Consider the following 13,194-nt stretch of genomic DNA (forward strand, 5'->3'; position numbering starts at 1 on the left):
TCAGTTGCGGCCGCGGACCAGCGTGCCGATGTTCTCGCCGCGCAGGATGCGCAGCAGCACGCCGGGCTGCGACATGTCGAAGATGCGCAACGGCAGGTCGCTGTCGCGCGCGAGCGCGAACGCCGCGGTATCCATCACCTGCAGGTCGCGCGAGATCACCTCGTCGTAGGTGAGCGAATCGAAGCGCACCGCGTCGCTGTGCTTCTTCGGATCCTTGTCGTACACGCCGTCGACCTTGGTGGCCTTGAGCAGCAGGTCGGCGCCGATCTCGATCGCGCGCAACGCCGCGCCCGAATCGGTGGTGAAGAACGGATTGCCCGTGCCCGCGGCGAAGATGGTGATGCGGCCCTTTTCAAGATGGCGCACGGCGCGGCGGCGGATGTAGTCCTCGCACACGTCGTTGATCTTGATCGCGCTCATCACGCGGCAGCGGCCGCCCACCTTCTCCAGCGCGTCCTGCATCGCGAGCGCGTTGATCACGGTGGCGAGCATGCCCATCTGGTCGCCGGTGACGCGGTCCATGCCGCCGGCGGCCAGGCCCGCGCCGCGGAAGATGTTGCCCCCGCCGATGACCAGCGCGATCTCCGCGCCGGCCTCGCGGGCCTCCATCACTTCGCGCGCCAGGCGCCCGATGACCTTCGGGTCGATCCCGTAGTCCTCGTCGCCCATCAACGCCTCGCCGGACAACTTCAACAGGACGCGGCGACAGGCGAGCTGGGACATGGACGCTCCGGGCATAGCAGGGGATGGCGGCGATTCTAGCCGAACCGCTCTATCCGACGGCCGGGGCGAAGCGATCCGAGCGCAGCAGCGCGAACGCGCCATCGCCCGACAGCCACAACACCACCGAGGCCACGATCAGGAACAGCGGGTACTCCCAGCCGCCGCCGGTGGCCGTGAACACCCAGCCATTGGGCAGGTGCACCGCGAGCGCGCCGACCAGGACCGGCAGCAGCGCCACCGCCACCTGCCGCGCGTACACGCCGAACAGCAGCGCCAGGCCGCCGGCGATCTCGTACGGCACCACCGCATAGGCGAGCGCCCCCGGGATGCCGTGCGCATCGAAGAAGGCCGCCGTGCCGGGCAGGGTGAAGACGAAGAGCTTGAGCATCGCGTGCGACAGCCACATCGCGGCGAGCGAGACCCGCAGCAGCGCGAGGCCGGCGGCGTTGGCGCCCAGGGGCGCGGGACGGGCCGAAGCGACGCCGGTGGAAGCAGTAACGGAAATAGCCATGACAGGCTCCTTTGCGATTCGGGGGGCGCCAGCCTAGGATTGCGGCGCTGCAATCGGAATAGGTGGAAAAGCAAATGCCCGTTGCACCATCGCAATACGACCTGTCCCCCGCGGACCTCGCCACCGTCCTCGCGCTCGCGCGCCGCGGCACCCTGGCCGCCGCCGGCGAACTCCTCGCCATCGACAGCTCCACCGTCTTCCGCGCGCTGCAGCGCATCGAGAAGGGCGTGCACCAGCGCCTGTTCGAACGCACGCGTGGCGGCTATCGGCCGACCGAGCTCGGCGCGCACCTGGTACGCCACGCCGAACGCATCGAAGCCGAACTCGACGCCGCGCGCAGCGCCACGCAATCGCCGGGCGGTGCGGTGTCGGGCACCGTGCGCATCAGCACCACCGACACATTGCTGCACGGCCTGATCATGCCGGCGCTGCGCACGTTGTCGGTCGAGCATCCCTTGCTGCAATTCGAGATCACCGCGAGCAACGAACTCGCCAGCCTCACGCGCCGCGATGCCGACATCGCGGTGCGCGCCACATCGGCGCCGCCGGACCACGTCGTCGGCAAGCGCCTGGGCCCGATCGACGTCGCGTTGTACGCCGCGCGCAGTCGCGGCAAGCACGTGCCGCCCATCGATCCCGCGACGGCACCGTGGATCGCGCCCGACGAAGCCCTGCCGCAACATCCCGGCGTGCTGTGGCGCAAGCGCAGATATCCCGCGATCGTGCCGCGCTACCAGGTCAACAGCATCCTGTCGGTGGCCGAAGGCATCGCCGCGGGATTGGGCATCGGCGTGTTGCCGGTGTTCCTCGCGCGCGAACGCGACGACCTGGTCGCGCTCACGGACGTGCTCCTCGATGCGCGCACGCAGCTATGGATGCTCACGCACCCCGAGTCGCGCCACCTGCGCAGGATCGCCACCGTCGCGCACCACTTGTCGGAAACCATCGCGCTGGACGGGTGAACGCCCCGCCTTGCGGGCAAGCTGGCCATCCGCGCCCGCAAGGAGCACGCCATGTCGCTCTGGTCCGATTTCCTGACCAACGAAGACTTGCTGATCCACAAGTGGAAGCACTACTTCCCGATCTACGAACGCCACCTCGCGCGCTTCCGCGACCAGGACGTGCTGATGCTGGAGATCGGCGTGAGCCACGGCGGCAGCCTGCGGATGTGGAAACGGATGCTCGGCCCGCATGCACGCATCGTGGGCATCGACATCGACCCGCGCGCGGCGGGCGCCGCCGAAGACCAGGTCGACGTGCGCATCGGCAGCCAGGCCGATGCCGCGTTCCTGCGCAGCGTCGTCGAGGAATTCGGCGCGCCGGACATCGTGCTCGACGACGGCAGCCACGTGATGGAACACGTCAACGCCACCTTCGACGTGCTGTATCCGCTGGTCCCGAAGAATGGCGTGTACATGGTCGAAGACATGCACACGGCGTACTGGGACGAATTCGGCGGCGGCCTGGGCAGGGCGGGGAGTTTCATCGAACGCAGCAAGGCGCTGGTGGACCGCCTCAATGCCGACCACGCGCGCGGCGCGATCGCGCCGGACGACTTCACCGCCAGCACGCGTTCGATCTGCTTCTACGATTCCTTCGTCGTCTTCGAGAAGGGCCGCACCACCGGCAAGTCCGCGCCGCAGGTCGGCAAGCGCCTGTTCGATTGACGCGCAACAAAAAACCCGCGATCGCTCGCGGGTTTTTCGTGGATCAGGCTTGGCGCCCGGCGATCAGACCTGCATCGCCTTGGCCACTTCGGCCGCGTAGTCTTCCTTGACCTTCTCGATGCCTTCGCCCACTTCCAGGCGCTGGAAGCGCAGCACGTCGGCGCCGGCGGCCTTCGCCGCGGCTTCGACCGTCTGGTCCTGGTTGAGCGCGTAGGACTGGCCGTACAGCGTCACTTCGTTGACGATCTTCGCGATCTTGCCGCTGATGATCTTCTCGAGGATCTCGGCCGGCTTCTGCTTGTCCTTGTCGGACATCTTGGCCAGTTCGATTTCCTTTTCCTTCGCGACGAAGTCGGCCGGCACGTCGGCGGCCTTGTTGTGCGGCGGGTTGAGCGCGGTGATGTGCATCGCCACGCCGCGCGCGAAGTCGGCGTCGCCGCCCTTCACTTCGACCAGCACGCCGATGCGGTGGTTGGTGTGCACGTAGGCAGCGAGGTTGTTGCTGCTCTCGAAGCGCACCAGGCGACGGACCTGCACGTTCTCGCCGACCTTCTGGATCACGGCGGCGCGCGCTTCCTCGACGGTCTCGCCCGAGGCCAGCTTCACGGCCTTCAGCGCTTCGGCATCGGCGGCGCCGGATTCCAGCGCGGCCTTGGCCACGGCGTTGGCGAACGCGATGAAGTTGTCGTCCTTGGCCACGAAGTCGGTCTCGGAGTTCACCTCGACCAGCACGGCCTTGCCGGCGGCCTGGGCGACCGCGATGCGGCCTTCGGCGGCGACGCGGCCGGCCTTCTTGTCGGCCTTGACCTGGCCCGTCTTGCGCAGCCACTCGGCCGACGCATCGATGTCGCCGTTGTTCTCGGTGAGCGCCTTCTTGCACTCCATCATGCCGGCGCCGGTGCGCTCGCGCAGTTCCTTGACGAGGGAAGCGGTGATTTCAGCCATGGGGGTGTTCCTCTGTTTTGAAATGCCGTCATCCCCGCGAAGGCGGGGATCCAGCGAATGCGGTGGCGGCGTGGACTCCCGCCTGCGCGGGAGTGACGAGCCAGGATGTGCGGCCGCGCATGCTTGCGCGGCCGCATGACGCCGGGATTACTCGGCCTTGGCGGCCGGGGCAGCCGGCTTGCGCGGCGGGGCCTTCTTGGCCGGGGCGCGGCGCGGGCCCTTCTTGTCGTCGCCTTCGGCGTTGGCGGCTTCGGCGAAGTCTTCCTCGCGGACGTTGGCGGCCGACGGCGCGGCGGCCTTGCCTTCGAGCACCGCGTCGGCGGCGGCGCGGGCGTACAGCTGCACGGCGCGGATGGCGTCGTCGTTGCCCGGGATCGCGTAGTCGACCAGCGCCGGATCGTAGTTGGTGTCGACGACCGCGATGACCGGGATGCCGAGCTTCTTGGCTTCCTTCACGGCGATGTCTTCATGGCCGATGTCGATCACGAACAGCGCGTCGGGCAGGCGGTTCATTTCCTTGATGCCGCCCAGCGAGGCTTCCAGCTTGTCGCGCTCGCGGCGCAGGCCCAGCACTTCGTGCTTGACCAGCTTCTGGAACGTGCCGTCGGTTTCGCCGGCTTCCAGTTCCTTCAGGCGCTGCACGGACTGCTTGACGGTGCGGAAGTTGGTGAGCGTGCCGCCCAGCCAGCGCTGCGTCATGTACGGCATGCCGCAACGGGTCGCTTCTTCCTTGATCGACTCGCGCGCCGAGCGCTTGGTGCCGACGAACAGGATCGAGCCGCGCTTCTGCGCGATGGCCGAGATGAAATTCATCGCGTCGGAGAAGAGCGGCATCGTCTTCTCGAGGTTGATGATGTGGATCTTGCCGCGGGCGCCGAAGATGTACGGACCCATCTTGGGGTTCCAGTAACGGGTCTGGTGGCCGAAGTGCACGCCGGCCTCCAGCATCTGGCGCATGGTGATCTGGGGCATTGCAGGTAACTCCTGAAAGGGAACCGGCCGCCGACAGTGGGCGGGGAATGGTTCCGGGGTTGGGCCTCCCTGTTCGCTTCCGCCTCCGAACCCCTTGCGAGGCACCCCGGAGCGGGCTGTTGCGACAGGTGTGGATTCGAGGGTGACGCCCCTCGTGGGCGGATCGGAGGGCACGAAGCCCTGCGAAGCCGCGGGATTCTAGTCGCCCGTGGGGGTCCGGGGCAAATCAACGGACCGTTCCGGGATTCCCCGATGGCCGGACCGGGGCCCGGGGGGCGATAATCGCCGCATGTCGATCACCATCAAGTCCCCCGCGGACATCGAAAAGATGCGCGTCGCCGGCCGCCTGGCCGCCGAGGTCCTGCAAGTCGTGGCCCCGTACGTGAAGCCGGGGGCCACCACCGCCGAACTGGACCGCATCTGCCACGACCACATCGTCAACGTGCAGCAGGCCATCCCGGCCAACGTCGGTTACCGGGGCTTCCCGGCCACCGTCTGCACGTCCGTCAACAACGTGATCTGCCACGGCATCCCCAGCGAATCCAAGGTCCTGAAGGACGGCGACATCGTCAACATCGATGTCACGGTCATCAAGGACGGCTGGCACGGGGACACCTCGCGCATGTATTTCGTGGGCACCCCGTCGATCATGGCCAAGCGGCTGGTGGACACCACCCGCGAGGCGATGTTCAACGCCATCCGCATCGTCCGGCCCGGCGCCACGCTGGGCGACATCGGCGCGGCCATCCAGGCGATCGCCGACCGCGAACGCTTCACCGTCGTGCAGGAGTACTGCGGCCACGGCATCGGGCAGGTCTACCACGAGGATCCGCAGGTGCTGCACTACGGCCGCGCCGGGCAGGGCCTCGTGCTGAAGGAAGGCATGACCTTCACGATCGAACCGATGATCAACGAGGGCAAGCGCTACACCAAGCTGCTGCCCGATGGCTGGACCGTCGTCACCAAGGACCGCTCGCTGTCCGCGCAGTGGGAACACACCGTGGCGGTCACCGCCGACGGCGTCGAGATCCTCACCCGCGTCCCCGGCGACGACAACGCCCTGTGACCGACGGCGCCGCCGCCAACGTCCCGGCGGCGGGGTCGCCGCCCACCGCGCCCGACACCGCCTGGGCCAGCGACGCCCGCGCGCGCCTGGCGCAGGCCGACGCCGACGGTGCCGCGCGCTTCGACCGCAACGACGACATCGACGCACTGCTGCGCGCCCGCGCAGTGGCCGTCGACACGCTGGTGCGCGAAGCCTGGGCGCATTGCCTGCCCGCGGATGCGCCGCTCGCGTTGTTCGCCGTCGGCGGCTATGGCCGCGGCGAGTTGTATCCGCAATCCGACATCGACTTGCTCGTGCTGGCGGAACCCGACGCACAGGCCGCGCACGCCGACGCCCTCGCGCAATTCTTCGCGCTGCTATGGGATGCGGGCCTGCCCGTCGGCCACGCCGTGCGTTCGTCCGCCGAATGCACCGCCGCCGCCGCAGCCGACATCACCGTGCTCACCGCACTGTCCGAAGCGCGCCCGCTGCGCGCCGACGCCTCCGCGCAACGCGCGCTCGCCGACGCCATCGACGCGCGCCACACGTGGCCGCCGCATGATTACTTCGTCGCCAAGCGCGAAGAACAACGCACGCGCCACGCGCGTTTCGGCGACACCGCGGACAACCTCGAGCCGAATCTGAAGGAAGGCCCCGGCGGCCTGCGCGACATCCAGACGCTGCGCTGGATGGCCCTGCGCGTACTCGGCGCGCGCGATCCGCAGGGCATGATCGCGCTCGGCCAGCTCGGCGCGGACGAATACGCCACGCTCGAACGCGAACGCCGCGCGCTCGCACGCCTGCGCTTCGGCCTGCACCTGGTGGCGCAACGTCGCGAAGAACGCCTGCGCTTCGACCACCAGAAGACGCTCGCCGCGCGCCTGGGCCACGTCGACACGGCGGACAACCTCGCCGTCGAACAGATGATGCAGGGCTTCTATCGCAGCGCCGCGGTAGTGCTGCGGATCAACGACCGCTTGCTGCAACGCTTCGAGGAACAGCTGGAAGGCGAGGCGGTCGCCGAACCGATCGACGCTGCGTTCGAACTGCGCCGCGGCTACCTCGCCGCGCGCGATGCGGACTGGCCGGCGCTGGATGCGGCGAGCATCTTCGATCTGTTCGCCACCTGGTCAGCGCAGCCGCGCGTGCGCGGCCTGCATTCGCGCACGGCGCGCGCGCTGGCCGAAGCGCTGCCCGCGATTCCCGCGTATACCGCCGCCACGCCCGCGTTGCGCGCGAAGTTCGTCGCCTTGCTGCGCGGCCCGCAGGCGGTGGACACCGTCGCCCGCATGGCGCGCCTCGGCGTGCTCGCGCGTTGGCTTCCGGCGTTCGCGCAGGTGTCCGGGCGCATGCAGTTCGACCTGTTCCATGTCTTCACCGTCGACCAGCACACGCTCGCCGTCCTCCGCAACATCGCAGGCTTCGCCAGCGGCACGCCGGACGAACGCTTCGCGATCGCGCACGAGGTGTATCCACGCCTGCGCAAGCCGGAACTGCTGCTGCTCGCCGGCCTCTTCCACGACATCGCGAAGGGGCGGGGCGGCGACCATTCGGAACTCGGCGCCGTGGATGCACGCGAGTTCTGCAGTGCGCACGGCCTGAGCGACGCCGACACCGACATCGTCGCGTGGCTCGTGCGCAAGCACCTGCTGATGTCGGTCACCGCGCAGAAGCAGGACATCTCCGACCAGGACGTGATCCACCGCTTCGCGCGCGAGGTGGCCGATCGCGAGCGCCTGGACCTGCTGTACCTGCTGACGTGCGCGGACATCGCCGGCACCTCGCCGAAACTCTGGAACGCGTGGAAGGATCGCCTGCTCGCGGACCTGCACACCGCCACGCGCCTCGCCCTGCGTCGCGGCCTGGAAAACCCGGTCGCCGCCGCCGATCGCATCGCCGAAGCCCGCGCCGCCGCCGAAGAAGCCTTGCGCGGTTTCGGCGTGGAAGGCGACGAAGCCAACGCGCTCTTCGCCACGATGCCGGACGAAACCTTCCTGCGCGGCCGCCCGGACCAGATCGCCTGGCAGGCCGCCGTGTTGCGCGGCGCGCGCGCCGGCACCGCGCGCGTGAGTGCGCGCACGCTCAACGCGCAGGGCGCCGCACGCATCGGTGCACTCGAAGTGTTCGTGCATTCGCCCGACCGCGATGGCTTGTTCGCCGCGATCATCGCCACCCTCGACCGCGCGGGCCTGGCGATCCAGCAGGCGCGCCTGTTCGACGGACCGGACGGCCACGTGTTCGACACGTTCGAAGTGCTGCCCGCCGAAGGCCAGCGCACCGTGGCGGCGGAGGACGTCGAGCGTCGCCTGTCCACCGCGCTCGCCGCGCCGGACCTCGACACCATCAAGCCCGCGCGCCGCAACCAGCCGCGGCACCTGCGGCATTTCCGCATCGCGCCGCAGGTGGAATTCGCCGACGCCGCCGATGGCCGCACCTTGCTGAGCCTGGTGTGCACCGATCGCCCCGGCCTGCTGGCCGACGTCACGCAAGTCTTCCGTGCGCAGCGCCTGCGCGTGCACGATGCCCGCATCGCGACCTTCGGCGCCCGCGCCGAGGACGTGTTCAAGCTGACCGACGAGCGCGACCACGCGCTCGATCCCGCGCACCGCGAATCTCTGCGTGCTGCGTTGATCGCCTGTTTCGAAGGAGACTCACGATGAGCCCCCGCAAGACCACCAAGAAGACCGCCACGCAGCCCGCCCCCGGCCTGAGCGTGGAGGAGCTGAAGTTCCACATCGACAGCGCCTGGGAACGCCGCACGATGCTCACGCCCGAAGAAATCGAATGGGCAACGCGCCCGTCGGTGGAACGCGTGATCGAAGGCATGGAGAGCGGCGAGTTCCGCGTCGCCGAGCCCGACGGCAAGGGCGGCTGGCAGGTCAACGAATGGCTGAAGAAAGCCGTCCTGCTGTACTTCCGCACGCGCGACATGCAGCTGATGGAAGGCGAACCCTCGCCGTTCTGGGACAAGGTGCCGCTGCGCTTCACGGGCTTCGGCGAAACGCAGTTCCGCAAGCTCGGCGTGCGCGTGGTGCCGGGCACCGTCGTGCGGCGCGGCACGTACCTGGGCAAGGACGTCGTGCTGATGCCGAGCTTCGTCAACATCGGCGCGCACATCGGCGCGGGCACGATGGTGGACACGTGGGCCACGGTGGGTTCGTGCGCGCAGGTGGGCAAGCATTGCCACATCTCCGGCGGCGCGGGCATCGGCGGCGTGCTGGAACCGCTGCAGGCCTCGCCCACGATCATCGAGGACCATTGCTTCATCGGTGCGCGTTCGGAAGTGGTGGAAGGCGTCGTCGTCGGCCACCACAGCGTGATCGGCATGGGCGTGTTCATCGGGCAGAGCACGCGCATCTACAACCGGGCTACAAAGGAGATCAGCTACGGCTACGTGCCGCCGGGCAGCGTGGTGGTGTCGGGCTCGTTGCCTGCGGCCGACGGGACGCATTCGTTGTATTGCGCGGTGATCGTGAAGCAGGTCGACGCCAAGACGCGTTCGAAGACCTCGATCAACGACCTGTTGCGCGGCTGAGCATGACGACTCTCTACGGCCTGTCGAACTGCGACACCTGCAAGAAAGCCCGCAACTGGCTGACACGCTTCGGCGTGGCGCATGACTTCGTCGACTATCGCGACGTGCGCCAGCCCGCCGCCACGCTCGCCGACTGGGCGAAGCAGGCCGGCGGCTGGGATGCCCTGATCAACAAGTCTTCGACCACCTGGCGCACGCTGCCGCCGATGCGCAAGACGCCGGGCAGCGATGCGGAGTGGCAGTTGCTGCTGAAGGAATATCCGCAGTTGATCCGTCGCCCCGTCGTCGTCACCGACGACGGCGTGGTGTCGCAGGGGTTCACCGACAACGGCTTCAAGGCGCGCTTCGGAGTTCACAAGTGAGCGACGTCCTCGCGTTGACCAAGGCGCTCATCGAACGCCCGTCGATCACGCCCGACGATGCCGGCTGCCAGCCGCTCATCGCCAGCCGCCTGCAGAAGGCGGGCTTTGCGTGCGAATCGCTGCGCTTCGGCGACGTCGACAACCTGTGGGCGACGCATGGCAGCGGCGGTCCGGTACTCGTGCTGCTCGGGCATACGGATGTGGTGCCGCCGGGTCCCGTCGAAACGTGGAAGAGCGACCCGTTCGTCCCGACCCAACGCGATGGCGTGCTGTACGGCCGCGGCGCCGCCGACATGAAGGGCAGCGTCGCCGCCTTCGTCGTGGCGCTCGAACAATTCGTCGCCGCGCATCCGCAACACCGAGGCACCGTCGCGTTGCTGGTGACCTCGGACGAAGAGGGCGACGCGATCCACGGTGTGCGCCGCGTCGCCGACGTCTTCCGCGCGCGCGGGCAAGCGATCGACTGGTGCATCACCGGCGAGCCGTCGTCGAAGGCGAAGCTCGGCGACCTGCTGCGCGTGGGCCGTCGCGGCACGTTGTCCGCGACCATGACCGTGCGCGGCATCCAGGGCCACGTGGCGTATCCGGAGAAGGCGCGCAATCCGATCCACCTCGCGCTGCCCGCGTTCGCCGAACTGGTCGCGCGCCGGTGGGACGACGGCTTCGAAACCTTCCCGCCCACCAGCCTGCAGATCAGCAACATCCACGCAGGCACCGGCGCGAACAACGTGATTCCCGGCGAACTGCAGGTGCTGTTCAACCTGCGCTTCAACCCGCACTGGTCCGCCGAACGGCTGGAAGGCGAGTGCGATGCGATCTTCCGCAAGCACGCGCTCGACTACGCGATCCACTGGCACCGCGGCGGCGAACCGTTCCACACGCCGGAAGGCCCGCTCCGCGAGGCCGCGCGCGCAACGCTGACCGCGATCGCCGGCGCGCCGCCGGAGGAAAGCACCGGCGGTGGCACGTCGGATGCGCGGTTCATCGCGCCGCTGGGCGCGCAGTGCGTGGAGATCGGTCCGGTGAACGCGACGATCCACAAGGTCGACGAGTGCGTGTCGATCGCGGACCTCGACGCGCTGCCGGGCGTGTATCTCGATTTGATGCGGCGGTTGCTGGCCTAGCGCGCGGGCTCCAGCGTCATCGTGTGCTGTGCGGGGCCGGGCAGGAACGGCGTCGCGCGCCCGTGCACCCAATCCTCGTGGCCTGCGCCCCAGTAGGGCGACAGCGGATGCCCGCTCTGTCCGCCGGGCATGTGCAGGATCCCGTCGGCCTCGCGGCCGGGCGCGACCACCATGCGTTCGGATGCGCCATTCTCCGGCGACTGCACGCGCGGCATCCCGCCATCGCCGGGCAGCGGTTCGAACGGCATGCACAGCTGCGCCTTCGCGAAGGTGAGCACGCGCGCGAGCGGATGGCAGATGCGGGCGGTGTTGTGTTCGCCCCAAGTGCGCTTTGCGAGCGGCGATGCGAGATCGCCGCGGACTTCGCGGGCGGCTTCCTCGAACAGCGCGTCCCACGTGGCATAGCGTCGCGGCAACAGGTTCGCCGGGCGTTGCGTCACCAACGGCCAGGCGACGCCTTCGAACTGCGGCAACGCGGGCATCTCGAAGGCAGCGCCCATCCGTGCCTGCGCCGGCGCGAGCAAGCCGTCGGCCAGGCGCTTGTGCACCGCGAGGCGCCATTCGCGCACGATGCGGTAGCTGGTCGAATCGACGGATGCGCGGCCTTCCCAGTGCGACGCCGCCTGCGCGAGCGCGGTCAAGGCCGGCGATCCCGCGCGCGCCGCTTCGTCGCGCAGCAACTTCCACCAACGCGCCTGCATCACCGCGCGATCGTCAAGCTGGATCGCAAGGAGCGCGCGTTCGTCGAAGGTCTCGTGCGCGAAGAGGTCGTCGCGAATCTGGTGCGCCCGCGCGCCCAACACGTAGCCGCCGTTCCCCAACCGTGGATCGTCGGAAACGCGGCTGTTCGCGGTCCACAGGCGGCCGGAGGCGGGCCGGACGATGCGCGGTGCATTGTCGGTGCGCAGTGCCCACGCCGCGCACGTCGTCGTCGGCCGCGACGCATCGCACGACGCATTGCGCGCCGGCAGCGGGCCGAGGATGCGCCACGCGATGTCGCGCGAATCCACGACCAGCAGGTTCTGCGCGGGGATCGCCATGCGATCGGCGCGTTGCAATGCATCCTCGACGTCGCGCGCGTAGACCATGTCGATGAACGCCATGCGCAGCGCGCCGGGGCGTTGGGCGGCCCACCGCAAGGCGAGTGCCTTGCCGCGTGCGTGGGCGAGGATCGGGCCCCACGTCGTTTCGTCGATGTCGAGCGCGACGTCGGGGGCACCCGCGACTCGGATCGCTTCGCGCACGCGATGCGCCTTGCGTGCGTCCACGATCGCCCAGTCCGCGGTATCGACATAGCCGTTGGTGAACCCCCACGCGACGTGCCGGTTGCTGCCTGCCACCACCGCCGGCATGCCTGGCAGGGTGACGCCGCCAACGTCCACCTGGCCGCCCGGCACGCGCGCATCGCGCCAACGCAGTTGCGCACGGAACCAGATGTTGGGCGCGCGCAGCGCCAGGTGCATGTCGTCGGCGAGGATCGCGCGACCGTCGCGCGTGCGCGTGCCGTCGACCGCGAAGTTGTTGCTGCCGACTTCCACGGGTTGCGGCAAGGCAGGGATGTCGTTCGATGCCAGCATCGGCAGCTTGCGCAGGCTGACCGCATCGGCCGTCGGCAACACCGCATCGCCGCGCGACGCCCCCGAGAGCGGCGCATCCCAGCTCGACCCATCGTGCGACAGCAGCGCGAACAGCGCCGGCGGCAGGTGCGGCTGCAGCTTCCACATCGCGAGTTCGCGCGCGTTCGACGCATCCTGCAGGTCGAAGTACATCGCAAAGCCCACCAGCGGCGTGTCCTCCACCGCCCACGACCGCGGCTGCTGCCGCAGCAACAGGTAGGGCCAGGGCCGCACGCGCAAGGCGCCGACGCCCGCATTCACGCCATCGACGTAGGCCTGCACCACCGCGCGCTTGTCGCCGAGGATGCCGTCGAGATCCGCCCGCACGCGCGCGCGCAACCGATGCACGCGGTGTTCGCGATCGCGCGACACCGCCTTGGGTCCGAACAGTTCGGCAAGTTCTCCCGCGGCTGTGCGCCGCAGCAGGTCCATCTCGAAGAAGCGCTCCTGGCCGTGGACGTAGCCGAGTGCGCGCATCGCATCCAGTTCGTTGGCCGCCTCGATCGTGACCACGCCGCGCGCGTCACGCGCCACGTGCACCGGCGCGGACAAGCCCGGCACCGCGACGTCGCCCTCCAGCCGGGGAAGGCTGCCGCGAAGCAGCAACCACGCGGTCAACGCGAGCAACACCACGAGCGCCAGCAGCGCCAACGCACTCCGCAGGATCCAGCGCCGCATTCCTTGCCCCCGGGGT

At 69.1% G+C, this 13,194-nt stretch carries 12 protein-coding genes; 7 read left to right on the forward strand and 5 right to left on the reverse strand.

Going from position 1 to position 13,194, the window contains the following annotated elements:
• The gene (gene pyrH / locus LYSCAS_RS10830) at positions 1-723 is read right to left on the reverse strand and encodes a UMP kinase (RefSeq protein ID WP_213434050.1); all 723 of its coding nucleotides are present in this window, start codon (positions 721-723) and stop codon (positions 1-3) included.
• 49 nt (positions 724-772) lie between these two features.
• Positions 773-1,234 (reverse strand): DoxX family protein, encoded by a 462-nt coding sequence (locus LYSCAS_RS10835; protein WP_213434051.1) that lies wholly within the window; start codon positions 1,232-1,234, stop codon positions 773-775.
• A gap of 74 nt (positions 1,235-1,308) precedes the next feature.
• On the opposite strand from LYSCAS_RS10835, the gene LYSCAS_RS10840 reads away from it, so the two are divergent.
• Entirely contained in the window at positions 1,309-2,196 is an 888-nt protein-coding gene (locus tag LYSCAS_RS10840; RefSeq protein WP_213434052.1) for a LysR family transcriptional regulator, read from the forward strand.
• Between the two features lie 51 nt (positions 2,197-2,247).
• On the forward strand, positions 2,248-2,901 hold the full coding sequence (locus tag LYSCAS_RS10845) for a CmcI family methyltransferase (RefSeq protein WP_213434053.1): 654 nt from the start codon (positions 2,248-2,250) through the stop codon (positions 2,899-2,901).
• 63 nt (positions 2,902-2,964) lie between these two features.
• On the opposite strand, the gene tsf is transcribed toward LYSCAS_RS10845, so the two are convergent.
• Both tsf and rpsB read right to left on the reverse strand, forming a co-directional pair.
• Positions 2,965-3,846 carry a translation elongation factor Ts gene (tsf, locus tag LYSCAS_RS10850; protein WP_213434054.1) on the reverse strand — a complete coding sequence of 294 codons (882 nt, stop codon included), beginning with the start codon at positions 3,844-3,846 and terminating at the stop codon, positions 2,965-2,967.
• A 147-nt stretch (positions 3,847-3,993) separates the two neighbouring features.
• Complete coding sequence (gene rpsB / locus LYSCAS_RS10855; protein WP_213434055.1) at positions 3,994-4,818, reverse strand: 30S ribosomal protein S2; 825 nt, start codon at positions 4,816-4,818, stop codon at positions 3,994-3,996.
• Positions 4,819-5,107: 289 nt separating this feature from the next.
• On the opposite strand from rpsB, the gene map reads away from it, so the two are divergent.
• The 5 genes from map to dapE are packed head-to-tail and all read left to right on the forward strand — an operon-like array spanning position 5,108 to position 10,884.
• A complete protein-coding gene (gene map / locus LYSCAS_RS10860) occupies positions 5,108-5,884 on the forward strand; it encodes a type I methionyl aminopeptidase (RefSeq protein WP_213434056.1) in 777 nt (258 codons plus the stop codon).
• Positions 5,881-8,523 (forward strand): [protein-PII] uridylyltransferase, encoded by a 2,643-nt coding sequence (glnD, locus tag LYSCAS_RS10865; RefSeq protein ID WP_213434057.1) that lies wholly within the window; start codon positions 5,881-5,883, stop codon positions 8,521-8,523. Before map ends, glnD begins: the two co-directional genes overlap by 4 nt.
• A complete protein-coding gene (gene dapD, locus LYSCAS_RS10870) occupies positions 8,520-9,398 on the forward strand; it encodes a 2,3,4,5-tetrahydropyridine-2,6-dicarboxylate N-succinyltransferase (RefSeq protein WP_213434058.1) in 879 nt (292 codons plus the stop codon). Before glnD ends, dapD begins: the two co-directional genes overlap by 4 nt.
• Before the next feature lie 2 nt (positions 9,399-9,400).
• The gene (locus LYSCAS_RS10875) at positions 9,401-9,760 is read left to right on the forward strand and encodes a Spx/MgsR family RNA polymerase-binding regulatory protein (protein WP_213434059.1); all 360 of its coding nucleotides are present in this window, start codon (positions 9,401-9,403) and stop codon (positions 9,758-9,760) included.
• The gene (dapE, locus tag LYSCAS_RS10880) at positions 9,757-10,884 is read left to right on the forward strand and encodes a succinyl-diaminopimelate desuccinylase (RefSeq protein WP_213434060.1); all 1,128 of its coding nucleotides are present in this window, start codon (positions 9,757-9,759) and stop codon (positions 10,882-10,884) included. Before LYSCAS_RS10875 ends, dapE begins: the two co-directional genes overlap by 4 nt.
• Here the strand turns inward: dapE and LYSCAS_RS10885 are convergent.
• On the reverse strand, positions 10,881-13,178 hold the full coding sequence (locus LYSCAS_RS10885) for a penicillin acylase family protein (RefSeq protein WP_213434061.1): 2,298 nt from the start codon (positions 13,176-13,178) through the stop codon (positions 10,881-10,883). The two genes, dapE and LYSCAS_RS10885, sit on opposite strands and share 4 nt — an antisense overlap.
• Positions 13,179-13,194 lie beyond the last annotated feature (16 nt).

It is taken from the genome of Noviluteimonas caseinilytica (assembly GCF_018406605.1).
GTDB classification, from domain to species: domain Bacteria; phylum Pseudomonadota; class Gammaproteobacteria; order Xanthomonadales; family Xanthomonadaceae; genus Noviluteimonas; species Noviluteimonas caseinilytica.

Bases quoted from the DNA above. Each gene is read 5' to 3' on its own strand.
- tsf (WP_213434054.1), bottom strand. From the start codon at position 3,846: ATGGCTGAAATCACCGCTTCCCTCGTCAAGGAACTGCGCGAGCGCACC.
- map (WP_213434056.1), top strand. From the start codon at position 5,108: ATGTCGATCACCATCAAGTCCCCCGCGGACATCGAAAAGATGCGCGTC.
- LYSCAS_RS10875 (WP_213434059.1), top strand. From the start codon at position 9,401: ATGACGACTCTCTACGGCCTGTCGAACTGCGACACCTGCAAGAAAGCC.
- LYSCAS_RS10885 (WP_213434061.1), bottom strand. From the start codon at position 13,178: ATGCGGCGCTGGATCCTGCGGAGTGCGTTGGCGCTGCTGGCGCTCGTG.
- LYSCAS_RS10845 (WP_213434053.1), top strand. From the start codon at position 2,248: ATGTCGCTCTGGTCCGATTTCCTGACCAACGAAGACTTGCTGATCCAC.
- LYSCAS_RS10840 (WP_213434052.1), top strand. From the start codon at position 1,309: ATGCCCGTTGCACCATCGCAATACGACCTGTCCCCCGCGGACCTCGCC.
- pyrH (WP_213434050.1), bottom strand. From the start codon at position 723: ATGTCCCAGCTCGCCTGTCGCCGCGTCCTGTTGAAGTTGTCCGGCGAG.
- dapD (WP_213434058.1), top strand. From the start codon at position 8,520: ATGAGCCCCCGCAAGACCACCAAGAAGACCGCCACGCAGCCCGCCCCC.
- rpsB (WP_213434055.1), bottom strand. From the start codon at position 4,818: ATGCCCCAGATCACCATGCGCCAGATGCTGGAGGCCGGCGTGCACTTC.
- LYSCAS_RS10835 (WP_213434051.1), bottom strand. From the start codon at position 1,234: ATGGCTATTTCCGTTACTGCTTCCACCGGCGTCGCTTCGGCCCGTCCC.